The following is a 25033-nucleotide window of genomic DNA, read 5'->3' on the forward strand; positions in this document are numbered from 1 at the left end:
TGCCGCCCGGGTGGCGGTGCGTGGCCCTGGGCTCGCGTCCGAGCGACCGCCGCTGGCGACTTCGTCGCGGACGCGTCGGCCGCTCGGACGCGAGCCGGGTCGCGAACGGGCAATGCCAGGTCTCGCTTCGCTCGGAACCGGGGGTGGGCCGATGTGGCTGCGTCAGGAGGTGGGGACGGTATCGTCTGGTCGGCATCCGGCACTCGACGGGCCCTGGTGGCATGGCGAGCTGGGAATTGTGTTTGTGAACGGCGGCGGGCGCGGGTCAGCATAGTTGGCTGAATGATCGCTGGTGGGAGCTTTCGGCGGGGACGGGTTCCCTCATGCGATCGACTGGGGCTGGCTTCTGATCAAATCTCGACAAATCTCGGCCCGCATCACGATCCAGTATCTGCGTGTTTTCGGGGAGACTGCGAATCCTGGGTGGCCGCGGCGCCGCCTCGGTGAGTGGGACCACACACGACCAAGTGTTCGAGATGCTGTCCGGCCTGAGCGCGAATCCTGGGGTGAGTGCCCGGTTCCTGCCATGAATGGAATATCTTGGGTTCCAACACGACATCACCGCCAGAACGCGATAGGGTCACCGCACCATCACATACTGCGAACGGCCGGATTTCGGCAGTTGAAAGCCCCGGGCCTTGCTTAGGCGAGGGGTGTCGAATATCGTCCACCGAGCGCAAGTGTGACCAGAACGTTGTAGCGCCATCACTAGTACCGAAATGTCGGGATTCGGTGCGCTGTGATGTGTGTCTCGTTGGCAGCACGGGTGCTGTTCGGCCCCACAAAGGTGGCGAGCGGCACCACAACAGCAGAAAGAGAGCAGAATTCATGCGTTTCGGCAGGGCGGCCGCGCCGAAGAGAACCAAGTCGGGACGGCGACGCGCACCTCGTGGTTGGCGTAATCGAATTCTGGCTGTCGGTGCCGCTGTAGTGGCGCTACCGATCGCCGCCGGGCTGGCGATCCCGACTGTCGCCACGGCGGCACCGTCGGTGCAAGCGCCGGTACTGCGGGCTCCCGCGGGCGGCTACGAGGACCTGATGGTCCCCTCCAGTATGGGCCCGATCAAGGTCCAGGTGCAGTGGGCTTCGCGCGGCGGCAACGCGGCGCTCTACCTGCTCGACGGTCTGCGGGCACGCGACGACCGCAACGCCTGGTCGTTCGAGACCAACGCGATGCAGCAGTTCGGCAACGACAACATCACCCTGGTGATGCCGGTCGGCGGCCAGTCCAGCTTCTACACCGACTGGTACGCGCCGTCGAACCTGAATGGCCAGAAGACGACGTACAAGTGGGAGACCTTCCTCACCAAGGAACTCCCGACCTTCCTGGAGGGCTACGGCGTCTCGCGCACCAACAACGCGGTCGCCGGCCTGTCCATGGGCGGTAGCGGGGCGCTGGCCCTCGCGGCCTACCACCGCGACCAGTTCAAGTTCGCCGCCTCCTACTCGGGCTACCTGAACATCTCCGCGCCGGGCATGCGCGAGGCGATCCGCATCGCGATGCTGGACGCGGGCCGCTTCAACGTCGACTCGATGGCCGCCCCGTGGAGCCCGGCGTGGCTGCGGATGGACCCGTTCGTCTTCGCGCCGCAGCTGCGGGGCCTGCCGATGTACATCTCGGCGGCCAGCGGTCTGCCGGGTCCGTACGATCAGCCGAATTCGGCGGTCGGCGTGTTCAACACCAGCACCGCGATGGGGCTGGAAGCCCTGTCGCTGGTGAACACCCGCGCGTTCCAGGCCCGCCTGAACTCGCTGGGCATCCCGGCCCGGTTCGATTTCCCGGCCGCGGGCACCCACACCTGGAAATACTGGGAGGGTCAGCTGTTCGCCTCGCGGAACATGATCCTCGACGCCACCGGCGGCTGGTGACCTAGTTCGCCGCTTCGCGCCTTCAGGCCGCACCGAATCGGTGCGGCCTGAAGCGCGTTTCGGGCAGGCTCGATCGAACCGGCTCGATAGCGTTCGGCACACGCAGGTGGATTCCTGGCCCAGCAAATCAGGCAATCCGGTCTGCTCGCAGCGCGTGTCTTCCCGAAACACCGCCAGTGCGGGAGTACAAAGCTCTTGTGGCAGGGATTACATGCGGTAAATGGGGGAGGCGCGTACCTCGCGGTGCTCGTCCGGCCCGCGGGCGGCTCATGCTGCTTGCCGCCGCCATGGTGCTACCGCTAGCCGCGGGTTTGCCCGTCAGCGCCCCCGCCACCGCGCAGCCCACCGTGGCCCTCGCTCCGCCGCTCGTCGAGAAGGTCGTGTGGCTCACCGACCGGAGGGTCTCGCTGTGGGTCAATTCGCCGTCCATGGGGTCGCCCATTCAGGTGCAGCTGCTGCTGGCGCGGGACTGGAACGCCCGTCCGGACGCTAGATTCCCGGTGCTACTGCTGCTCGACGGCCTGCGCGCCGCCAACGACGAGAGCGGTTGGACGAAGGACGCGGGCGCGGTCGACTTCTTCGCCGACAAGAACGTCACCGTCGTGCTTCCGGTCGGCGGCCAGTCCAGCTTCTATTCCGACTGGCTAGAGCCGAACAACGGTCACAATTACAAGTGGGAAACCTTCCTGACGAAGGAACTTCCTCCGCTGCTCGAGAGTAAGTGGCGGGCCACGGAAGTGCGTGGCATAGAGGGCCTGTCGATGGGTGGAACGGCCGCCATGTTCCTGGCCGCGCGCAATCCCGGCTTCGCGAAGTACGCCGCCTCGTATTCCGGTTTCCTGACCACAACGACACTGGGCATGCCGCAGGCCATCCAGTTCGCCATGCGCGACGCGGGCGGATTCGACTCGGCCGCCATGTGGGGTCCGCCGACGAGTTCGGAGTGGGAGGGACACGATCCGTACGCGCTGGCGGACAAGTTGAAAGGGATCAGCCTCTACATCTCCAGCGGCAGTGGCGCGACCGGTCCCTACGACCATGCCTCCGGAATTCCCGGGCTGAGCACCAACGTCGCGGGCATGGGCCTGGAGCTCCTGTCCCGACTCACCTCGCAGAACTTTGTGACCAAGCTGGGCAAACTTGCCATCCCAGCTCAGGTGAACTACCGCCCGTCCGGCACGCACTCCTGGCCGTACTGGGATTTCGAAATGCGCCAGTCCTGGACACATGCCGCGGCCGCGCTCGGCGTGGACCCGGGCAAGCTCGCCTGTGCGGCGGGCGGCGCGATCGGCGCGGCGGCCGCCGGGAACGGCTGGCTCGGCGAGTGTCTCACCGGCGAGTACCAGTTGGCCGGTGGCGTGGCACAGGACTTCAAAGGCGGCCGAGTGTTCTTCTCGCCTGACACCGGCGCGCACTCGGTGGGCGGCATGATCGGCGCCGGCTACCAGGCCGCCATGGGCCCGGCCGGTCTGCTCGGGCTGCCTACCGACGACGAGCGTCCGCTACCGGACGGCCGTGGCAGGCTGCAGACCTTCCAGAACGGCTCGCTGTACTGGACGCCGCAGACCGGCGTCCAGGCGGTGCGCGGCGCGATTCTGGAGGAGTGGGGCAGGCAGGGCTACGAGCGCGGCCCCGCCGGATATCCGATCGCACCGGAGATCCAGACGCCGAACAAGGCCGGCGCGGTGCAGGCCTTCGAGAATGGACCGTTTTACTACAACGAGAAGACCGGTGTGCATCGAGTCCAGGGCCTGATCTTCGGGAAGTACGCCCAGATGGGCTACGAGAACAGCTGGTTGGGGTTCCCGGTCGCCGAGGAAGAGCCCCTGAAGGATCTCGGCCGGTTCAGCCGCTTCGAGGGCGGCAATGTCTACTGGAGTCCGGTGTCGGCTGCCTGGGCCGTGCAGAACGGTTCCGTCATGGACGCCTGGCGCGACGCCGGATACGAGAACGGCAAACTCGGCTACCCGATCAGCGACCAGTTCCCGATTCCTGGCGGTGTGCAGCAGAACTTCCAAGCCGGATTCATCACGGTGCGCGACGGCACACCGGAAGTCCACAGCCTCTGAAAACAGACCGGTTTGTCAAGGATGGCTGCCCTTCTGGAGTGGCCACCACGAGCGAGCTGCAGGGGGTTGCTAGTACGCAGCGCCGCACGGGGCAGCCACCTCCACCAAGCGATCGCCTGCCGGGTTCCCGGTTCCGAGCGCAGCGAGACCGAGCATTGTCCGTTCGCGGCCCGGCTCGTATCCGAGTGACCGCCGCGTCCGCGACGAAGTCGCCAGCGGCGGTCGCTCGGACACGAGCCAAGAGGGGGCCGCGAACACGCAGTGCCGAAGGCGCTGCAAAACAAACACAGCTAGCCTTGTGGTCGACCCGACCCGCTTCGCGAACAGATCGAGGACAAGAATTCATGCATCGGACCCGTGGAAAGGTAGTCGGCGTGGTTGCCGCGATCGCAGCGACCGGCCTGCTCGCCGCGTGTGGTGACAATGATTCGACCGTATCGAGCACGCCGACGCGCACCACGACGGCGACGCAGCAGGCCACCTCGTCGACCACCGCGGTCGCCACTGGACAGCCCGCGCCGGAGCAGCCGCCTACGAGCGCGGAGACGCCCGAACGGCCGCAGCCGGTGCCTACCGAGGCCGCTCCACCCGCGGACACCTCGAAGCTCACCGACAAGGACAAGAGGTTCCTCGACGAGCTGCGGAAGCAGGGCATCACCCCGGCCACGCCCGACATCGCGCTGAGTATCGGCGCGTACGTCTGCCAGGGCACCGCCGCGGGCGCGTCCGATCAGGATCTGATGACCTTCGTCACCGCGATGGCCGGTTCGGATCCGTCCTTCGATCCGGCGAAGATGCCGGTCGAGCGGGCCGGGCAGATCTACATCGCCACCTCCAAGGCGACGTACTGCCAGTGAGTGCGCGCAGCCGTTCGACATCCCGCCGGTCCAAGCCGGCGGGATGTTTGATCTTGATCGGCATCGTCGTGCTGATCATCCTTGTCGTCCTGCTGCTGTGGTATCTGCTAGCGGGGCGGTTGCGGCCACCGGAGCCGGGACCGAAGCCGCCGGAGCGACCGACCTCGCAGCCGGCGAGTTGTCCTGACGTGCAGATGATTTCGGTGCCGGGCACGTGGGAGTCGAATAGCTATGATGATCCGCACAACCCGGCCGCGAACCCGCTATCGCTGATGCTCAACATCTCCGATCCGGTTGCGCAGAAGTTCCCGACCGAGCGGCTGGACGTGTACACCGTCCCGTACGTCGCGCAGTTCTCCAACCCGATAGCGATTCCGCCGGATGGCCAGCAGTCCTATAACAACAGCCGCTCCGAGGGCACGAAGCGGATGGTCGACGCGATGGTCGCCCGCAACAAGGAGTGCCCGCTGACCACCTATGTGCTCGCCGGATTCTCCCAGGGCGCGGTGATCGCAGGCGATATCGCCGCGCAGATCGGTGCGAACAATGGCCCTGTGCCCGCCGACCTGGTGCTCGGCGTGATGCTGATCGCGGACGGCAGGCGTACCGGCGACACGGGGCCGGGCCAGGCGATCCAGATCGGCACGCCCCCGCCGGGCGTGGGTGCCGAAGTCGCGCTGAATGGGCTCAACGTGCCGGGCATTACGATGACCGGTCCGCGTCAAGGGGGCTTCGGCTCGCTGGCCGACCGTACCTACACGATCTGCGCCCCAGGCGATCTGATCTGCGACGCACCGAGGGAGGCGCTGAGCCCATGGAACATCGTGGTCAGCGTGAACACCCTGGTCCGCGCGGTGGGCAATCCGGTGCACAGCCTCTACAACGGCTTCGTCGTCGACGCCGACGGCACCACCGCGACCCAGTGGACGGCCAACTGGGCCGACAGTCTCATCGAGACAGCGCCGCATCCGGCGCATCCGTGAAAATTCACAGCACGTGAGATACCCCGCAGGCGGATGGCGTGACAAGCGCAACTCGAGTTGGGCAGCACGCTGTAAAGTGCGCTGGTGATCGCGACGCTGGGCAACGCCGCAGGCACGGGCGTCGCGCCCGAATCTCCCCAGAGCCAGGAGCATGAGTTCATGACAGATGCCGCCGCTAGCGATCGCTTGCGGGTCGCTCGAAACGGCGCCGCACCGGCCACCACGGCGAGCCGTGAAGCGGACGCTGCGTTGACCGCGCTGGGCACTCCGTTGCGTCCGTTCCGCTTCGCGGCGGCGGGCGAGGGAAACAAGCAAGAGGGCGGTGCCCGCAAATTCGTCCAGACGGCACAGCAGGCCGAGGAGTACGGCTTCGACACCTTCGTCGTGCCCGACCACCTCGGTGAGCAGATCGGACCGATCGCCGCGCTCGGCGCACTCACCCAGGCCACCGAGAAGATTCGCCTGGGAACCTCCGTCCTGGCGAACGGTTTCCGGCACCCTGTCGTGCTGGCCAAGGACCTGGCCACAATCGACGTGCTGTCCAAGGGACGGCTCGAGGTCGGTCTCGGCGCGGGATGGATCAAGGAAGAGTTCGAGAACGCGGGCATCTCCTACGAGTCGCCCGGCATCCGGCTGGAGAAGCTGGACGAGGCGTTGACCATTCTCGACGTGCTGCTGCGTGGCCAGGAGTGCACCTTCGACGGCAAGCACTACCAGGTGCGCGGAATCAAGGGCACGCCACGGCCGCGGCAGGGCCCGCGCCCGCCGATCTGTACCGGCGGCGGCGGTCCGAAGATGCTGCGGCTGGCTGCCAAGCACGCGGACATCGTCTCTGTCGTTCCGGTCACCACAAAGAACGGCAAGGGCCTGCTGTCCGGCATCACCATCGAGAAGGCTGTGGAGAAGGTGAACTTGATCAAGGAGGCCGCCGGTGACCGGTTCGCCGACATCGAGCTGAACTGGGCCATCACCGCTGTCGTGATCACCGATGATCGCGAGAAGACAGCGGAGATGGCGCTTTCGGCGTTGGATAGGGGACTACACCCGAATCTCGAGGTGGATGTCCAGCTTTCCGTCGAGGACATCCTGAACTCGCCCTATGTGGCGATCGGCACATTCGAGGAGATTGCCGAGCAGATCCGACGTGTGCGCGACCTCACCTCGATGTCGTACGTGGGTGTATTTCCCACTCAGATGGACGCGTTTGCCCCCGTGATTCCCCTGCTGCGAGACGAGTGAGCCGGCCTGCTCTGTAACATGACTCTGATTTGAGTAAATCTAGCCGATAGCGGTCACCGCGCAGACCGCACAAAATCTGCAGGCCGGCTCTGCACTTGGAGCAACCCGCGGGCGAAAGCGAGTCGGGGCCACACAGGCAACAGCGGCGATCTCGCCGTCTTGCTGCGTGCGCCTCGGAGGAGAAGAAGGAATGGAAGAGACTTTCGACGACTACCTGGACGAAACCGGGAACATTCGCATTCCCGAGGATCACACCCTGGTTGATCACGTCGAGAAGCACACCCGGAACGACGCGAACACCCTGGCATATCGCTACATCGACTACTCGCGGGAGCGCGACGGCGAGGCGCAGGAGCTGACGTGGCGTGAGTTCGGTATTCGGCTGCGCGCGGTGGCCGCTCGATTACAGCAGGTGACCAACCCGGGCGACCGGGTCGCTATCCTCGCTCCGCAGGGCTTGGACTATGTGATCTCCTTCTTCGCCGCGATCTACGCCGGCACCATCTCGGTGCCGCTGTTCGACCCGGACGAGCCCGGCCACACCGATCGTCTGCACGCTGTGCTCGGCGACTGTGAGCCGTCGGCCATCCTGACCGCCAGCTCCTCGGCGGCCGGGGTCCGGCAGTTCTTCCGCTCGCTGCCCGCCGCGCAGCGCCCGCGCATCATCGCCGTGGACGCGATTCCGGACGGTGTCGGAGAGAGCTGGGTGCGTCCGGACGTCGCGGTAGACGACATCGCCTACCTGCAGTACACCTCGGGCTCCACCCGGGTGCCCGCCGGTGTCGAGATCACCCACCGCGCGGTGGGCACCAACCTCTTGCAGATGGTCGACGCGATCAACCTGGACTGGAACTCGCGGGGCGTCACCTGGCTGCCGTTGTTCCACGACATGGGCCTGCTGACGGTGATCCTGCCCGCTGTGGGCGGCAAGTACATCACCATCATGTCGCCGAGCGCGTTCGTGCGCCGCCCCTATCGCTGGATCAAGGAGCTGGCCGCCGCCAACGACGGCGCGGGAACCTTCGCCGCCGCGCCGAACTTCGCGTTCGAGCACGCGGCCGCGCGCGGTCTGCCGAAGAACGGCGAGGCGCTGGATCTGTCGAACGTCATCGGACTGATCAACGGCAGCGAGCCGGTCACGACCTCGTCGATGAAGAAGTTCAACGAGGCATTCGCCCCGTACGGTCTGTCCAAGACTGCCATCAAGCCGTGCTACGGCATGGCCGAGGCGACGCTGTTCGTCTCCGCCACCAAGGCCGAGGACGAGGCCAGGGTCACTTATGTCGACCGCACGGAACTCAACGCGGGGCGCATGGTGAAGGTCGAGCCGACCGCCGAGAACGCGATTGCCCAGGTGTCTTGTGGTTATGTCGCGCTCTCGCAGTGGGCCGCCATCGTCGATCCGGAGTCGGTCGACTCCGACCGCGGCGGCAAAGAAGTGCCCGACGGCCGGGTAGGCGAGATCTGGCTGCACGGCAAGAACATGGGCATCGGCTATTGGGGTCGTCCCGACGAGACCGCGGCGACCTTCCGGAACAAGGTCACCCAGCGCCTGACCGAAGGCAGCCACACCGACGGCACCGAGCCGGACGCGGACTGGATGCGCACCGGCGACTACGGCGTCTACTTCGAGGGCGAGCTCTACATCACCGGTCGCGTCAAGGACTTGGTGATCGTGGACGGCCGCAATCACTACCCACAGGACCTGGAGTTCTCCGCACAGGAGGCGAACAAGGCGCTACGGCCCGGCTTCGTCGCCGCGTTCTCGGTGCCTGCCAACCAGCTCCCCGCCGAGGTGTTCGAGCAGGGCAGCCATTCCGGCCTGAAGTTCGACGCCGACGACGCCTCCGAGCAGCTGGTCATCGTCGCCGAGCGCGGACCGGGTGCGGGCAAGGCCGACCCGCTGCCGATCGCCGACGCGGTGCGGGCCGCCGTCTCGCTGCGCCACGGTGTGACCGTTCGCGATGTCCTGCTGGTACCCGCAGGTTCGATTCCGCGCACATCCAGCGGCAAGATCGCCCGGCGAGCCTGCAAGGCCGCCTATCTGGAGGGAACACTGCGGGGTGGTTACACCCAGCAGGCGTTTCCCGATGCACTGGAAGAGTGATTGCCAAGGGCGGCCTCGGACCGACCATCGTTGCTCGGCGCCGACCTTCCCACGCCGAGCGTCAATTGACGGTACGCCCGGTACGTAGACAGGTAGCTTGAGGAATTGATGGCTGACAACGAGGGCACGCCCACACAGACGATCGAGACCCCGCCCGCCGAAGCGACCGCCCATGCGGCAGCCGGGAGTTCGGCCGAATCCCCGAAGGGCGGCACGCAGGCCGACCTGTCGGTGGCGGAGCTGCGCGAGTGGTTGCGCAGGTGGGTCTCCGAAGCGACCGGACAGCCGATCGAGCAGATCACCGTGGACCGGCCGATGGAGGAGTTCGGGCTCGCCTCACGCGACGCCATCGCCCTGTCCGGTGATATCGAGGAACTGACCGGCGTGATGCTGACGGCCACGGTTGCCTACCAGCATCCGACCATCGCCTCGCTCGCCGAGCGGATCGTCAACGGTGAGCCGGAGGCAGCGGAGGAATCATCCGACGACGCCTTCTACACCGCGGGCTACACGCCGGGCGCCGCGCACGACATCGCCATCGTGGGTATGTCGACGCGGCTGCCCGGCGCGGGCACCACGCCGGAGTCGACCTGGGAATTCCTGATCGGACGCGGCGACGCCATCCGCGAGCTCCCTGACGGCAGGTGGGCCGAGTTCTCCAGCGACCCGGTGGCGGCCAAGGCGATCGCCGAGGGCAATAGCTTGGGCGGCTATCTCGACCAGGATGTAGTGAAGGGCTTCGACGCGGAGTTCTTCGCGATGTCGCCGATCGAGGTCGAGCGGGTAGATCCGCAGCAGCGCCTCATGATGGAGTTGACCTGGGAGGCGTTGGAGCACGCGAGGATTCCGGCGAGCGAACTCAAGGGTGAGCCGGTCGGTGTCTTCATCGGCACCTCGACCAACGACTTCATGCTGATCGCCGCGCTCGGGCTCGGCGAGGAGGACCCGTCCGCGCCCGCGTCGGCCGCCGCGTACGGCTTGACCGGCAGCTCGTCGGGCATCATCTCCAACCGCGTCTCCTACTTCTACGACTTCCGCGGACCATCGGTCGCCGTCGACACCGCGTGCTCGTCCACGCTGGTCGCGGTGCACCAGGCGGTGCGTGCGCTTCGTGATGGCGATGCCGACGTCGCCCTGGCCGGTGGCGTGAACATGCTGCTCGCGCCGATGGCTACGCTCGGCTTCGACTCGGTTGGGGCGGTCGCGAAAGACGGCCGGATCAAAGCGTTCTCCTCCGACGCCGACGGTATGGTGCGTTCCGAAGGCGCCGGGCTGGTGGTGCTCAAGCGACTCGCCGACGCCGAGCGCGACGGCGACCGGATCATGGCCGTCATCAAGGGCTCCGCGGTCAACAACGATGGCCGCTCCAACGGCCTGCTCGCCCCGAACCCTGACGCTCAGGCCGACGTGCTGCGCCGGGCTTACCGGGACGCGGGCGTCGTGCCCTCGACCGTCGACTACATCGAGGCGCACGGCACCGGCACGTTGCTCGGTGACCCGATCGAAGCCGATGCGCTCGGTCGGGTGGTCGGCCGCGGCCGCGAGGCCGACAAGCCCGCGCTGCTCGGCTCGGCGAAGACCAACTTCGGTCACCTGGAGTCCGGCGCCGGTGCGGCGAGCCTGGCCAAGGTGGTGATGGCGTTGCAGCACAACGTACTTCCGCCCAACATCAACTACGAGGGGCCGAACCCGTACATCCCGTTCGAGCAGGCGCACCTGAAGGTGGTCACGGAGCCGACCGAGTTCCCGCGCTACAGCGGCACCGCCACCATCGGCATCTCCGGTTTCGGGTTCGGCGGCACCAATGCGCACGTCGTGCTGCAGGAGTACGTGCCGAGTGCGACGGAGGGCTCTGTCCCGGCGGCGGCGCCCGAGGTTGCCGACGTCGAGGCGGCGCTGGACGAGACCACCGATGTGGTCGCGGAAGCCGCCGCCGTCGTCGCGGACACCGAAACCTCCTCGTCCGTTGCCGAATGGACCGCCGAGCGCACCGAGCCGCTGCCGATGATCCTGCCCGTGTCGGGCTACCTGCCTTCGCGTCGTCGCCGCGCCGCCGCCGAGCTGGCCGACTGGCTGGAGTCCGAGGCGGGCGCGCGGACCCCGCTTGCCGATGTGGCGCGCTCGCTGGCCAAGCGCAGCCACTGGCGCTCGCGCGGTGTGGTACTCGCCAAGACACACGAGGAAGCGATCGCCGGACTGCGAGCCATCGCGGCGGGCAAGCCGGGCGTCGGCGTGTTCACCGCCGATGCTCCGGCCGCCATGGGCCCGATGTGGGTGTTGGCCGGTTTCGGCGCACAGCACCGCAAGATGGGTAAGCAGCTCTACCTGGAGAACTCGATCTTCGCGAACACCGTCGACGAGGTCGACGAGCTGGTGCTGGACGAGGCCGGATACTCGGTGCGCGAGATGTTTCTGGACGACAGCCAGGACTACGACGTCGGTACCTCGCAGGTCGGCATCTTCACCATCCAGATCGGTCTGGCCGCGCTGCTGCGCGCGCACGGCGCCGAAGCCCAAGGCGTGGTCGGCCATTCGATGGGCGAGGTCGCGGGTGCCTACATCGCGGGCGGCCTCGACCTCGCGGACGCGGTTCGCGTGATCTGCGCCCGCTCCCGCCTGATGGGCGAGGGCGAGCAGATGATCAGCGACGACGATGTGCGCAACATGGCGCTGATCGAATACAGCGCCGAGGACGTAGCGAAACTGCTGCCGGACTACCCGGACGTCGAGGTCGCGGTATACGCGGCGCCGACCAACACGGTGATCGGCGGTCCACAGGATCAGATCGCCGCGATCGTCGCGCAGGTGGAGGCCGCGGGCAAGTTCGCCCGCGTGTTGCAGACGCGCGGCGCGGGCCATACCTCGCAGATGGATCCGCTGCTCGGTGAGCTGGCCGCGGAGCTGGCGGGCATCGAGCCGACCAAACTGAAGCTCGGCCTGTACTCGACCGTGCACAAGGAGAAGTACATCCGTCCCGGTCAGGACCCCATCCACGATGAGGACTACTGGGTCAAGAACATGCGCCACAGCGTGTACTTCACCAATGCGGTGAAGCTCGCGGTGGACACCGGGCACACCACGTTCCTGGAGTTGGCGCCGAATTCGGTGGCGCTGATGCAGGTTCTGGGTACCACCTTCGCGGCGGGCGTGCACGACGCGCAGCTCATCCCGACGCTCAAGCGCAAGGAAGACGAGTCCGCGGGTGTCATCGCCGCACTCGCTCAGCTCTATGTGCACGGCCACACGGTGGATCTTCCCTCGCTGCTGCCCACGGGCGACTACGCCGACATTCCACGAACCACGTTCCTGCGCAAGGAATACTGGCCGAAGGCGAAGATGTCCGTGAGCGGCACCAGCCGGGTGCCCGGAGCGCACGTCGCGCTGCCCGACGGCAGGCACGTCTGGGAGGTGCAAGCGTCGTCCGTCACCGATCTGGTAGCACTGGTGAATTCCGCTGCGGCGCAGGTACTCAGCGATGTTTCGCTGAGCGCCTCGATCCCGCACGGCGCGATCCCGGCCGCGGGCACGCTCACCACGACACTCACCCCGCACCCAGGTGGTGCGTCGGTGCAGGTGCACGCCAATGAGAACGCCGCATTCCGGCTGCTGTTCGACGCGGTGGTTATCTCGAGCCAGCCCACCCACTCGGTGCCGCTGCCGGAACCCGTTGTAGCCGAGTCGGTTCCGGCCGCTACGGCGGTGCAGCAGGGCGACGCCGACATCGAGATCGTGGAGACCTTCGGCGCGCGGTGGGATCCGAACGGCACGCAGACCGTGGAGGAGCGGCTCGCGCTGATCGTCGCCGAGTCCATGGGCTACGCGGTCGAGGACCTGCCGATGGAGATCCCGCTGATGGAGCTCGGTCTGGACTCGCTGATGGCCATGCGGATCAAGAACCGGGTCGAGTACGAGTTCGACATCCCGCAGCTCCAGGTCCAAGCCGTGCGCGACGCGAGCCTCCATGAGGTCGGCAAGGTGCTGCGCTACGCCATCGAACACCGCGACGAGGTGCAGGCGATGGCTGACAAGCAGGCCGCCGACAAAGCCGCGGGCGGTTCGGGCGAGCTCACCGTCGACGGCGATTTCATGGCCGCGGCCAGGGCTGCCCTCGCCACCGGCGCGGACCCGGTCGCCGCGGTATCGGAAGTGGTGTCCGCGACGTCGGCCACCGAGACCACGACACCGGGCACTGCTGCCGCCGCATCGGACGCCGCTGTCGCGGCGCTGGAAAACGCTGCGCCCGAAGCCGACTCGGGCCAGGTCGCAGAGCCCGCTCCCGCGGTGGCAGCGGCGCCGGCGACACCCGCCGCGCTCTTCGGCGGCAGTCAGCCCGCCGATGAGGACAGCGTCCCGCCGCGCGACGCCGCCGAACGCCTGACCTTCGCCACCTGGGCGGTGGTGACCGGTAAGTCGGCCGGAGGGATCTTCGACACTCTGCCGATCCTGGACGAGGACACCGCCGAGAGGCTGGCGGCGCGTCTCAGCGAGCGGGTCAAGGCCGAGATCACCGTCGACGACGTGCTCGACTGCGAGACCATAGAGCAGCTGGCGGGCATCGTGCGCGAGCTGGAGGACAGTGGCGCCGATGTGGACGGTTTCGTCCGTCCGCTGCGCGCGCGGACGGAAGGCTCGACCGCGGTGCCGGTCTTCGTGTTCCATCCGTCGGGCGGCAACACACTGGTCTACGAGCCGCTGCTGAAGCGCCTGCCCGCGGACACACCCATGTACGGCTTCGAGCGAGTCGAGGGTTCCATCGACGAGCGGGCTCGCCAGTACCTTCCCGAGCTGCGCAAGATCCAGGGTGACGGTCCGTTCGTGCTCTACGGATGGTCGCTCGGTGCGGTGCTGGCCATGCAGGCCGCGCAGTTGCTGCGCGCCGAGGGCGCGGATGTGCGCATGGTCGGCCTGATCGATCTCGCCATCCCCACCGCGGGGGAGGACAACAGCCCTGACGAGCGTGTGCGCCGGATCGAGCGCTACCAGGCTTTCGCGAAGAAGACCTACGGCGTCGAGGGCGAATTGGACCGCGAGCAGTTGGAGACGCTGGCCGGGGCCTCGGACGAAGAGCAGTTCAAGATGATCAGTGATCTGATCAAGATCAGTGGCGCGAAGATCCCGGGCGGTGTACTCGAGCACCAGCGCACCTCATGGATCGATAGCCGTCATCTCGCCAGGACCCAACCGTCCCACTACGACGGGGATGTCGTGCTCTACCTCGCCGACCGCTACCACGACGGCATGATCGAGCTCGAGCCGCGCTTCGGCGAGCGAGTGCCGAACGGCGGCTGGGACGACTACCTGACGAACCTGGAGATCGTCCACATCGCGGGTGATCACCTGCAGATCATCGATGAACCGCGGATCGGGAAGATCGGGGCCGACCTGACCGCGAAACTCGCCGCGATCGAGGCGAAAGGGGCGAAGTGAGCACTACGGCCGAGAAACTCGCCGACCTGCGCAAGCGACTGGAATTGGCGCAGGAGCCTGCGGGTGAAGCGGGGGTGGCCAAACGGGCGAAGAAGGGAATCCCCAGCGCCCGCGATCGGATCAACATGCTGCTCGATCCGGGCACCTTCGTCGAAATCGGTGCACTCGTACGCAAGCCGGGCGATCCGGCAGCGCTCTATGGCGACGGCGTCGTCACCGGCCATGGCCTGGTCGAAGGCAGGCCGGTGGCGGTGTTCTCACACGACCAGACCGTCTACGGCGGTTCGGTCGGCGAGATGTTCGGTCGCAAAGTGGCCGGGATGCTGGAGTACGCGGCCAAGGTCGGGTGCCCGGTGGTCGGCATCAACGACTCCGGCGGCGCGCGTGTGCAGGAGGCGGTGACCTCGCTGGCGTGGTACGCCGAGCTGGGGCGGCGTCAGGAGCCGCTGTCGGGTTTGGTCCCGCAGATCTCGATGATCCTCGGCAAGTGTGCGGGCGGCGCCGTCTACGCCCCGATCAACACCGACGTAGTGGTGGCCACCGAAGAGGCGTACATGTTCGTCACCGGCCCGAAAGTGATCCGGGAGGTGACCGGCGAGGACGTCAGCCTGGAGGAGCTCGGCGGCGCGCGCAGCCAGGCCGAATACGGCAACATCCACCACGTCGCCAAGGACGAGGTCGCCGCGTTCGAGTGGGTGCGGGATTATCTGAGCTACCTACCGACCAGCTGCCAGGAGCCTGCGCCGATCGTGAACCCTGGTCTGGAGCCGGAGCTCACGGACAGCGACCTCGAGCTGAACTCGATCATCCCCAATTCCGACAACGCCGCGTACGACATGCACGACGTCTTGCTGCGCATGTTCGACGACGGCGCGTTCCACGAGGTCGGCGAGTCCGCGGGCCGCAACATCATCACCGGGTTCGCCCGCGTCGACGGGCGCAGCGTCGGTGTCGTCGCCAACCAGCCGATGGTCTATGCGGGCGCGCTGGACGCGCGGGCGTCGGACAAGGCGGCGCATTTCGTGCGGCTGTGCGACGCGTTCGAGATTCCGCTGGTGTTCGTCGTCGACACGCCCGGCTTTCTGCCTGGTGTCGAGCAGGAGAAAATCGGCGTCATCAAGCGCGGGGGGCGGTTCCTGTTCTCCTTCGTGGAGGCCACGGTGCCGAAGGTGACCGTGGTGATCCGCAAGTCCTACGGCGGCGGCTATGCCGTGATGGGTTCCAAGCAGCTGGGGGCTGACGTGAATCTGGCGTGGCCCACCGCGCGCATCGCGGTGATGGGCGCCGAGAGCGCGGTCAGCCTGATCGGCGGCAAGCAGCTGGAGGCCGCGCCGGAGGAGCAGCGGGCGGCCATGCGCCAGCAGATGATCGACTTCTACAACGCCACTATGGCGACGCCGTGGGTGGCCGCCGAGCGCGGGTACATCGACGCGGTCATCGAGCCGTCCACCACCCGGCTGGAGCTGCGCCGCGCGCTACAGCTGTTGCGGGACAAGAGTCTTGCCCGCAACCCGCGCAAGCACCACCTGCTCCCGTTGTAGCGCCGACGGACCACGATCGGGCCGCACCCATTGGGGCGCGGCCCGATTCGCGTTCTGTGCGAAGAAAGATCAACCGATGCTGGCGGATTCGATGACGACGTCGTCGACCGGAACATTTTGGTGCATGCCCGCCGAGGAGGTGGAGACGGCGGCGATCTTGTCGACCACCTCGGTGCCCTCGGTCACCGCACCGAAGACGGTGTAGCCCCAGCCCGACGGGGTGGGGGCGGAGTGGTTGAGGAACTCATTGTCGGAGACGTTGATGAAGAACTGCGCGGTCGCGGAGTGCGGGTCGTTGGTGCGTGCCATCGCGACGGTGTACTTGCTGTTCTTCAGGCCGTTGTTCGCCTCGTTCTGGATCGGTGCCTTGGTGCCCTTCTGGCGCATGCCGGGCTCGAAGCCACCGCCCTGGATCATGAAGCCGGGCATGACACGGTGGAAGATCGTGCCGTTGTAGTGGCCCGCGTTCACGTATTCCACGAAGTTGCGCACCGTGCCCGGCGCCTTCTGGTCGTCCAGTTCGAGGATGATCGGTCCGTAATTCGTCGAGAGATTCACCTTGGTCATACCCCCACCTTTCCATCGGTGTCGCTATCGGTCAGCAGTACGGGGTCCCTTACCGCGCCGGGGCGTGCCGGTAATGGCATTTTCCGGTCTGCCGGGCACGCCATTCTGGCAGTCGGCCGCGAATAAGCTGAGACCCCGCAAATTCTCCGGGCCACGCTCTGCCCGCGCGGAGACGCGGGCAGATAGCATTGCCAACCGTGCCCGACGCCGCTACAGCTGTACTGACGAAGCCGCCCGCCGTTCCGGCGGTCACGCCGAACGATTTCCGCACCGCGCGAATAATCGCTCTGGTCGCCGGGGTGCTCGGCGCGCTGTTCGCGCTGGCGACGCCGTTCTTACCGGTCACGCAGACCACCGCGGTGCTGAACTGGCCGCAGAGCGGGACGCTCGGCAACGTGCAGGCGCCGCTGATGTCGCAGGTCCCGATCGAGCTGAACGCGACGATTCCGTGCAGCACTATCGCGCAGTTGCCCGAGCGGGGCGGCATGCTGCTGGCGACCGCGCCGCCGCAGGGCGACCGGGCCGCGCTGGAGGCCATGTTCGTCCGCGTCTCGGAGAGCTCGGTGGACGTGATCGACCGCAACGCGGTGGTGGTGTCGGCCGACCGGGAGCGGATGGGTGAGTGCACGTCGCTGACCATCAGCTCGGACAGCGATCGCACGCGCGCGGTATTCGACGGGCTCACCAGGCAAGTCGAGCAACCGGTCGCTGGTGCGGCGCCGGGGGTGACCGAGATGGTCACGGCGCCGGTGGAAGGTCAGCTGAGCGGCGATCTGCGTCCACAGGTGGTCGGGGTCTTCTCCGACCTGAAGGGCGCGGCGCCGGAGGGACTGGCGTTCCACATGACCGTGGACACCCGTTTCTCATCCGGCCCGACCGCGATCAAGCTGATTGCGCTGATCGCGGCGGTGCTGTGCACACTGGTTGCGTTGGCGGCGCTGGCTCGGCTCGACGGCAGTGACGGGCGCGGGCACCGCCGGTTCCTCCCGGCGAACTGGCTGAAGCCGACCTGGGCGGACGGCGCGGTGATCAGCACGCTGGTGCTCTGGCATTTCGCCGGCGCGAACACCTCCGACGACGGCTACATCCTCAGCATGGTGCGCGTCGCTCCGCATGCGGGGTACATGGCCAACTACTTCCGTTGGTATGGCGTGCCGGAGGCGCCGTTCGGCTGGTACTACTACGTGATCCAGGTCTTCTCGGAGATCTCCACGGCCAGCCCGTGGGTGCGGTTGCCGGCGCTGGCCTGCGCGATTCTGTGCTGGATGGTGATCAGCCGCGAGGTCGTTCCTCGGCTCGGCCGCGGTGTGCGCAGCAGCAAGGTCGCGTTGTGGACCGGTGGTCTGGTCTTTCTGGCGTTCTGGCTGCCGTTCGACAACGGTCTGCGCTCCGAGCCGATCGTCGCGCTCGGCGCACTGCTGACCTGGGTGTCGATCGAGCGAGCCATCGCTACCGGCCGCCTGCTGCCCGCCGCCATCGCCGTGCTCGTCGCGGCGTTCACTCTCGCGGCGGCGCCGACGGGTCTGATGTGTGTGGCGGCGTTGCTCGCGGGCATCCGTCCGCTGGTGCGCATCGTGGTGCGCAAGCACCGGCGGTTCGCCGCCGACGGGGTGGGGCCGTGGGGCTCGACGCTGCCGCTGCTCGCGCCGATCGCGGCGGCCGGTGTTCTCGTGCTCACCGTGGTCTACAGTGACCAGACCTTCGCCGGTATCCAGGAGGCCAACCGGGTGCGTCAGGTGACCGGGCCGAACCTGGCTTGGTACGAGGACTACCTGCGCTACTACTACTTGTTCGTGGAGACCGTGGACGGTTCGCTGTCGCGCCGTTTCGCCTTCCTGGTGATGCTGTTGTGCCTGTTCACCACCATGCTGGTGCTGCTGCGCCGCAGGCAGGTCCCTGGCATCGCGAGCGGGCCGACCTGGCGGCTGATGGGCGTGGTCTTCGGAACCATCTTCTTCATGATGTTCAACCCGACCAAGTGGACTCACCACTTCGGCGCCTACGCGGGCATCGCGGGGTCACTGGCGGCGGTCACCGCGGTCGCGGTCTCGGCGAGTGCGCTGCGGGCGCGAAAGAACCGGGCGATCTTCCTCGCCGGGTTGCTGTTCGTGCTCGCGGTCGCGTTCTCCGGCATCAACGGCTACTGGTATGTGTCCAGCTTCGGTGTGCCGTGGTTCGACAAGCGCATCTCGCTGCACGGCTATCAGTCGAACACCGTGATGCTGGTCCTGTTCGGCGTGGCGCTCGCGCTGGTGGGTTGGTACGCGCTGCGCGAGGACTACACCAAGCCACAGCCGTCACCGAAGTCGCCGCGCGGCAAGCGGATTCGCAAGTTCGCCGCGATCCCGCTGACCGTGGTCGCCGCGCTGATGGTCGCGTTGGAGGTGCTCTCGCTGGTCAAGGGGGCGGTCTCGCAATACCCGGCGTACTCGCTGGCCCGCTCGAACATCGACGCGCTCGGCGGCAATACCTGCGGACTCGCCAACGACGTCCTGGTGGAACCGAACCCGAACGGTGGCAGGCTGGAGCCGATCATCGATCCGGCGCATCCGCCGACCGATCCGGCTGACCCGCTCGCGGGTGTCGATCCGGTCGGTTTCGACCCGAACGGCGTGCCGAACGATCTGTCAGCCGACAGCGTCGAGGTGAAGCCGGGCACCGGCAACACTTCCACCCAGTCGGTCGGCGCGGCGTTCGCCGAGGGGCAGAGTGCTGGTACCGGAGGTGGTCAGGGCGCGCGCGGCGTGAACGGCAGCACCGTCGCCCTGCCCTTCGGCCTCGATCCGGCGTCCACGCCGATTCTCGGCAGCTACCAGAACGGCGTGCAGCAGCCCGCCAACGTCACCTCCAGTTGGTATCAACTGCCCGCCCGTTCGGCGGACAAACCGCTGGTGGTGATCTCGGCCGCAGGTCGCATTCTCTCCTTCGACGACACCGGCGCGATGAAGTACGGTCAGTCGCTCACCGTCGACTACGGCAAGCACCTGCCCGACGGCAGTGTGCAGAAGCTCGGCACCTACCTGCCGCGCGACATCGGCCCGTTCCCGTCCTGGCGTAACTTGCGGGTGCCTCTGGACGAGATCGCGCCCGACGCCGACGCGGTGCGCATCGTCGCCAACGACCCCATCCTGATCGGTGACCAGTGGCTGGCGTTCACTCCGCCGCGCATGCCGAAGCTGCAATCGCTCAACAACCTCCTCGGTTCCGAGCAGCCGATCCTGCTGGACTGGGCGGTCGGCCTACAGTTCCCGTGTCAGCGGCCGTTCTACCATGAGAACGGCGTCGCCGAGGTTCCGGGCTACCGCATCCTGCCGGACCGCCCGCTGGCCATCAGCTCGACCAACACCTGGCAGGCCGAGGAGTTCGGCGGCCCGCTCGGCTTCGCGCAGATGCTGGGCAAGTCGACCACGGTGCCGACCTACCTGAAGGACGATTGGGCGCGCGACTGGGGTTCGCTGGAGCGGTACGACCAGTACGACCGCAACGCGGTCCCGGCCAGGCTGGACACCGGCACCGCCACCCGCTCCGGGTTCTGGTCCCCGGGCAGCCTGCGGGCGTTCTGACCCATTCCCGGCCCCCGAAACAGGCGACCATCCCGTCACACCACTCACGGCCAATATACACACCTAAGTGTGTATATTGGCCGTATGGCTCGGCTCAATGTGTATGTTCCCGACGAACTGGCTGAGCGCGCCCGTGAACGGGGGCTGAATGTTTCCGCGCTGACACAAGCCGCGATTCTCGCGGAACTGGAAAAGAGCGCGACCTCGGCTTGGTTGGCCGAGCTCGCAGACGACCGCCCCGAGGTCTCGCATGAGGCCATCCTTGCCGCCCTCGATTCCGCGCGCGACGAGTTCGGCCGGTGACCGATTCCGAACAGATCGTTCTAGATGCCAGCGCGATGGTCGATGTCCTTGTGCGCAACGACCGCACAGCCGCCGTAAGCGCGAGGATCACGACGACCGTCATGCATGTCCCAGCCCACTTCGACGCCGAAGTCCTCTCCGCACTGGGGCGACTGAACCGAGCCGGCGAGCTGACCGACACCGACGTCGAGACCGCACTGAGCCGCCTCGCCCGCGCGCCACTGACCCGCCACCCGCTGCTGAACCTGACCAAAGGTGCTTGGGCTCGACGGGCCGCGATCAGGCTGACCGATGCTCTCTATGTCGAACTTGCCGAACAGCTGGACATGCCGCTGATCACCACGGACGGACGGCTGGCTCGAGCGTCCTCACGCGCCGAGGACATTCGCGCTGCGGTGGAACAGCGAGAATGAGTTCGGTCGTGCGGACACCTACCTGATCCCGATCGGATCGTCGGTCTGCGAGCCTGCCGGTAGGCTCACGGCATGACGAGCGGCGGACCCAGTGACTGGTACCGCTGGATTCCGGAACAGATCACCGCGCGGGACTATGAATTGCTGCCTGCCGACTTCTGTCGAACTATCGAGGTTGTCGACGGCCATATCGTGAAGTGCGAGAGCCCATCACGGCTGCACAATAGGGTGGCGCGGCGTATGGCGGCGGGGATGGAAGCGGCACGGAAACCGGAGCCGTGGTTGATGGTCGAGACAAACGTGGACGTCCGGCTCAGCGACGTTCCGCTCAGCCTCCGTCGTCCGGACGTCATCGTGTATCGCTGTCTGGACGATGATGCGAAGCTCTACGCCGGTGACACCGTGCTCGTGGTGGAGATCGTCTCGCCTGACAGTTCGCACCACACTGATACGGTGGAGAAGAAGGCCGCGTACGCGGCGGCCGGTATCCCGGTATACCTCATAGTGTTTCTTACCGAGGCAGGCGACGGAATCGAGCAGATCGAGGAGTACCGGCTCTCCGAAGCTCGCTATCACCTTGTGTGCCTGCATACTCGCCGACTGACCCTGGACGTGCCGATATCCATCGACGTCGCTTTTGGCGAGCTGACGACAGGGTAGGAAGCCCGATACCCCGGACACAGGGCCGCCGCGCAGGTAACAACCCTGCGCGGCGGCCCTGCCATTTGCACCGGTGCGAAACCGGGCGCTCACACCTTCAGTCGAAGACCGAGTTCGCGCCGGAGCACCTCTTGCGAGGGGAGGCGGTTGAGCACGCGCAGCACCGCAGGCCGCAGCTCCCGTTGTTCCTCCTCGTTGAGCAGTCCGACAAGATCGCGCAGATCCATATCATCGAATGCCGTGGTCATGGTGCTCAGATTACGACGCGTTCAGTGATTCGTCCTGCATTGCATCACCACAGGTGGGAGCACTTTTGCATACCGTACAACCGGTTTGGTGCTAGGCGCCGTCGTAGCGCGCCCGCGCCGCGAGGACGTCGTCCATCCGCTTCTCGGCCCACGCTTTGACGGCGCTCATGACCGGCTGCAGGCTGTGCCCGAGCGGGGTGAGTTCGTAGTCGACGCGGAGCGGAACCTCCGCGGTCTAACTCGATTGCTGGTGGAATCGCCAAGCGTCGCGCACTATGTCGACGATGTCCAGCTTCTCCGGTTTCCATCCGAGTTCGGTCTGTGCCAGCTCCGATGACGCGTACAGTGTTGCCGGGTCGCCCGGCCGCCGCGGCGCGGTCTCGACATCGAACGGCATGCCCGTGACTTCACGAATCGCTTCGATCACTTGGCGATTCGAGAACCCGATGCCGTTGCCGAGGTTGTAGATCTTGTGCTCGCCTGGGTGGATGACATCCAGGGCGAGCAAGTGCGCGCGGGCGAGGTCGGTGATGTGGATGTAGTCGCGTACGCATGTCCCGTCGGCTGTCAGGTAGTCGTCTCCGAACAGGCTGAACTTGTCCGCGCGGCCGATCGCGGCGTCCAGCGCCAGGGGGATGAGGTGGGTTTCGGGGTCATGGCGTTCGCCGATCATGGTGCCGTCGCCACAGTCGTGTGCACCGGCGCCGTTGAAATAGCGCAGCGAGATAGCGCCGAAGGTCTCGCTGGCGCGCGTGAATGAGGCAATTGCGCGGTCGATGGCGAGTTTGGTGTCTCCGTATGTGTTGACCGGGTTGGTCGGTGAGGTCTCGACCAGAGGCAGCTCGGTCGGTTCGCCGTAGACGGCGGCGGTGGAGGAGAACACGAGCTTGTTGACCTGGGCGGCGCGCATTGCGTCGAGCAGGGCCAGCGAGGCACGCGTGTTGTTGTCCCAGTGCCATTCGGGATGATGCATCGACTCGCCCGCGGCGATGAGCCCGGCGAAGTGCAGGACCGCGTCGAACCCGGCCCCGGGGGTGAGGACTTCCGCGATGTCGTGCACGCGCAGTTCGATGAACTTTGCACCGTCTGGAATCTGCCGATCATCGCTGCGGGAGAGGTCGTCGACCACGACAAGCGCGGACGCGCGCCTGCGCGGATCCAGCCAGCGCCTACTCGAAAGGGCACTCGAGGACGCACCAAATTGCGTCGCGGCGAGGTTCGCGCGGGCTATGGGCAGCGAGCCTGAAGGCCCCAACGAAGCCGATCCACGTTTGCCCAGAGCGGTTACGCTGGCGAACGACACCCGCGGTCGGCTTCCATCGGTCGCGCTGGGTGTTGATGAACTTGATCAAGTCAGGGTGCCCGCCCGGACCGCCGCTGGAGAGGTCGTCCTCGTGTCACTCCCACGTCGCACAGTAGTCACCGGTATCGGGGTAGGCGCGCTAGCTGCGGCCGTCGGCGTCAAGCCCGCGGCCGTCCTTGCAAACACCCCCCAGATCGACCACGTAGAACACTTTCGCAAGCTGCGCCTGTCCCTCATCGAGAGCGACAACCTGTACGGATCGCGTGATGTGATCCCGCTGATGGAACAGGGCATCGAGAGGATGGGTCAGCTCGGGCGTGCTGGCGTTGGTGGTCCGACCGCGCTGCAGCGCATGCGGATCCTGTATGCGGAGACCACTGCGTGGCTGCATCAGGATTGCCGTTCGTGGGAGCGCGCTCAGTACTGGACGGATCGCGCGTTGACGTGGTCGCACCAGTTCGGTGACGACTACTTCATAGCGGCGACGCTCATACGGAAGGCTCAGATCGCAAACGATATGGGCGACGGCACCGAAGCGCTCGAGCTGGCCGAGGCAGCCGAGCGGGCCGCACCGCCTGGTACCCGGTTCGGTGCTGTCGCTGCGACTTTCGCTGGTTACGGCTCGGCGCTATCGGGTGATCGTGCAACTAGCGAACGCGCTTTCGACAGGGCGCGGGCTCTCGCCCACGATGCGAACGTTGATCCAACGTGGGGATTCTTCCTCGATAACGCGTATATCGACGTTCACCAGGCGCACGGACGAGCAGCACTCGGTGACTACCGAAACGCGATCGACCAGTTCGGCGCCGCGATCAACAATATGCGGTCGGGCTTCACCCGCGACCAAGCTGTGTATATCGCGCGCCAAGCGGTTGCTTATGCCAAGGCCGGCGAGGCCGAGCCCGCTGCACAACTGGGTCAGGCCGCGATGCAGGTTGGCGTCAGCACGGGATCGGAGCGAATCCTGCACAACATTCGCCAGCTCAACGACCTGCTGGACCCAGCGAGCGCCCGGACCGAGATTGTCGAGTTCCGTGCGGCGGCTAAACAGTGGGAAGTCGTCGCATGACCCGACCGTTCGTATTGCTGTCGGTGGCAGTCAGCGTTGACGGCTATATCGACGACACGAGCCCCGAACGATTGTTGCTGTCTAACGCTGACGATTTCGACAGGGTGGACCAGGTGCGCGCGGACTCGGACGCGATCCTGGTCGGCGCCGAGACGCTGCGGAGTGACAACCCGCGTCTGATCGTGAAAAGTGAAGCGCGACAAGCGCAACGCGTCGCGGCTGGAAAGCCGGCGCAGCCACTGAAAGTGACGGTCACCGCAAGCGGGAACCTCGATCCAGCCGCGAAGTTCTGGCACCACGGTACCGAGCAGCAGAAGCCGGTCGTCTACACCACAGCGGCGGGCGCGGAGACGCTGGCCGACCGGCTCACAACACTCGCCGATGTCGTACTACTCGGCACAGCAGTCGATTTCGGTGCGCTGCTCGACGACCTCGGAGCCCGCGGTGTCGACCGGCTCATGGTCGAAGGCGGCAGCCACATGCACACCGGGTTTCTGTCGGCCGGGCTCGCCGATGAGCTGCACGTCGCGATCGGCCCCAACCTCGTCGGCGACTCGGACGCACCGCGGTTCGTGAACCCCGCGACATTCCCGGGCGGACCCTCCCGCAGGATGCACCTGCTCGACGTCACCCAGATCGGTGACGTCGCCCTGCTGCGTTACCGGCCGAAGCAGATCGACGGGGGATCGACCTTGACCGCCACCACTGGATGAGTCGAGTCATCGTCGCGCGGGTCGCCGTCGGCGATCTCACCCTGTAGTCGACCGATACCGTGCCGTTGACTCCGATGGCGATCACATAGAAACGGTCGACGG

Annotated in this window: 17 protein-coding genes and 1 pseudogene; 14 read left to right on the top strand and 4 right to left on the bottom strand. The window is 66.5% G+C overall.

Features of this window, described 5'->3' with window-relative positions:
* Positions 1–828 precede the first annotated feature (828 nt).
* From AB0H00_RS29080 to AB0H00_RS29115, 8 genes are all read left to right on the top strand, one after another.
* Complete coding sequence (locus AB0H00_RS29080) at positions 829–1869, top strand: alpha/beta hydrolase family protein (protein ID WP_357272522.1); 1041 nt, start codon at positions 829–831, stop codon at positions 1867–1869.
* Positions 1870–2138: 269 nt separating this feature from the next.
* Positions 2139–3938, top strand: coding sequence for an alpha/beta hydrolase-fold protein (locus AB0H00_RS29085; RefSeq protein ID WP_357272524.1), 1800 nt, complete (start codon positions 2139–2141; stop codon positions 3936–3938).
* A 344-nt stretch (positions 3939–4282) separates the two neighbouring features.
* A complete protein-coding gene (locus tag AB0H00_RS29090) occupies positions 4283–4795 on the top strand; it encodes a DUF732 domain-containing protein (protein ID WP_357272526.1) in 513 nt (170 codons plus the stop codon).
* Complete coding sequence (locus AB0H00_RS29095) at positions 4792–5778, top strand: cutinase family protein (protein ID WP_357272529.1); 987 nt, start codon at positions 4792–4794, stop codon at positions 5776–5778. The genes AB0H00_RS29090 and AB0H00_RS29095 overlap by 4 nt, the downstream gene beginning before the upstream one ends.
* Before the next feature lie 249 nt (positions 5779–6027).
* Positions 6028–7017, top strand: coding sequence for an LLM class F420-dependent oxidoreductase (locus tag AB0H00_RS29100; RefSeq protein WP_357272576.1), 990 nt, complete (start codon positions 6028–6030; stop codon positions 7015–7017).
* 190 nt (positions 7018–7207) lie between these two features.
* Positions 7208–9124: a long-chain-fatty-acid--AMP ligase FadD32 gene (gene fadD32 / locus AB0H00_RS29105; protein ID WP_357272530.1), complete on the top strand. Its 1917-nt coding sequence runs from the start codon at positions 7208–7210 to the stop codon at positions 9122–9124.
* A gap of 108 nt (positions 9125–9232) precedes the next feature.
* Positions 9233–14551: a polyketide synthase Pks13 gene (pks13, locus tag AB0H00_RS29110; protein ID WP_357272532.1), complete on the top strand. Its 5319-nt coding sequence runs from the start codon at positions 9233–9235 to the stop codon at positions 14549–14551.
* Positions 14548–16092: an acyl-CoA carboxylase subunit beta gene (locus AB0H00_RS29115; RefSeq protein ID WP_357272534.1), complete on the top strand. Its 1545-nt coding sequence runs from the start codon at positions 14548–14550 to the stop codon at positions 16090–16092. Before pks13 ends, AB0H00_RS29115 begins: the two co-directional genes overlap by 4 nt.
* A 69-nt stretch (positions 16093–16161) precedes the next feature.
* Here the strand turns inward: AB0H00_RS29115 and AB0H00_RS29120 are convergent, their stop codons facing one another.
* Complete coding sequence (locus AB0H00_RS29120; RefSeq protein WP_357272537.1) at positions 16162–16659, bottom strand: peptidylprolyl isomerase; 498 nt, start codon at positions 16657–16659, stop codon at positions 16162–16164.
* A 197-nt stretch (positions 16660–16856) separates the two neighbouring features.
* On the opposite strand from AB0H00_RS29120, the gene AB0H00_RS29125 reads away from it, so the two are divergent.
* The 4 genes from AB0H00_RS29125 (at position 16857) to AB0H00_RS29140 (ending at position 21598) form a co-directional block, all read left to right on the top strand.
* Entirely contained in the window at positions 16857–20222 is a 3366-nt protein-coding gene (locus tag AB0H00_RS29125) for an arabinosyltransferase domain-containing protein (protein WP_357272539.1), read from the top strand.
* 84 nt (positions 20223–20306) lie between these two features.
* A complete protein-coding gene (locus tag AB0H00_RS29130; protein ID WP_357272541.1) occupies positions 20307–20525 on the top strand; it encodes a type II toxin-antitoxin system CcdA family antitoxin in 219 nt (72 codons plus the stop codon).
* Entirely contained in the window at positions 20522–20938 is a 417-nt protein-coding gene (locus AB0H00_RS29135; RefSeq protein ID WP_357272543.1) for a type II toxin-antitoxin system VapC family toxin, read from the top strand. Before AB0H00_RS29130 ends, AB0H00_RS29135 begins: the two co-directional genes overlap by 4 nt.
* Positions 20939–21010: 72 nt before the next feature.
* Positions 21011–21598, top strand: coding sequence for a Uma2 family endonuclease (locus AB0H00_RS29140; protein ID WP_357272545.1), 588 nt, complete (start codon positions 21011–21013; stop codon positions 21596–21598).
* Positions 21599–21687: 89 nt separating this feature from the next.
* Here AB0H00_RS29140 and AB0H00_RS29145 read toward each other — a convergent pair whose 3' ends face one another.
* From AB0H00_RS29145 to galE, 3 genes and pseudogenes are all read right to left on the bottom strand, one after another.
* A complete protein-coding gene (locus tag AB0H00_RS29145; protein WP_357272548.1) occupies positions 21688–21846 on the bottom strand; it encodes a hypothetical protein in 159 nt (52 codons plus the stop codon).
* A gap of 91 nt (positions 21847–21937) precedes the next feature.
* Positions 21938–22066: pseudogene (locus tag AB0H00_RS29150) on the bottom strand (winged helix-turn-helix transcriptional regulator); the annotation flags it as partial.
* A 15-nt stretch (positions 22067–22081) separates the two neighbouring features.
* Positions 22082–22975 carry a UDP-glucose 4-epimerase GalE gene (gene galE, locus AB0H00_RS29155; protein ID WP_357272578.1) on the bottom strand — a complete coding sequence of 298 codons (894 nt, stop codon included), beginning with the start codon at positions 22973–22975 and terminating at the stop codon, positions 22082–22084.
* Here galE and AB0H00_RS29160 point away from each other — a divergent pair.
* Together AB0H00_RS29160 and AB0H00_RS29165 are read left to right on the top strand one after the other, a co-directional pair.
* Positions 22896–24218 carry a hypothetical protein gene (locus AB0H00_RS29160; protein WP_357272582.1) on the top strand — a complete coding sequence of 441 codons (1323 nt, stop codon included), beginning with the start codon at positions 22896–22898 and terminating at the stop codon, positions 24216–24218. The genes galE and AB0H00_RS29160 overlap by 80 nt on opposite strands.
* A complete protein-coding gene (locus tag AB0H00_RS29165) occupies positions 24215–24931 on the top strand; it encodes a dihydrofolate reductase family protein (protein WP_357272550.1) in 717 nt (238 codons plus the stop codon). Before AB0H00_RS29160 ends, AB0H00_RS29165 begins: the two co-directional genes overlap by 4 nt.
* Positions 24932–25033: the final 102 nt, after the last annotated feature.

The sequence above is a fragment of the Nocardia sp. NPDC023852 genome (genome assembly GCF_040639505.1).
Taxonomy (GTDB): domain Bacteria; phylum Actinomycetota; class Actinomycetes; order Mycobacteriales; family Mycobacteriaceae; genus Nocardia.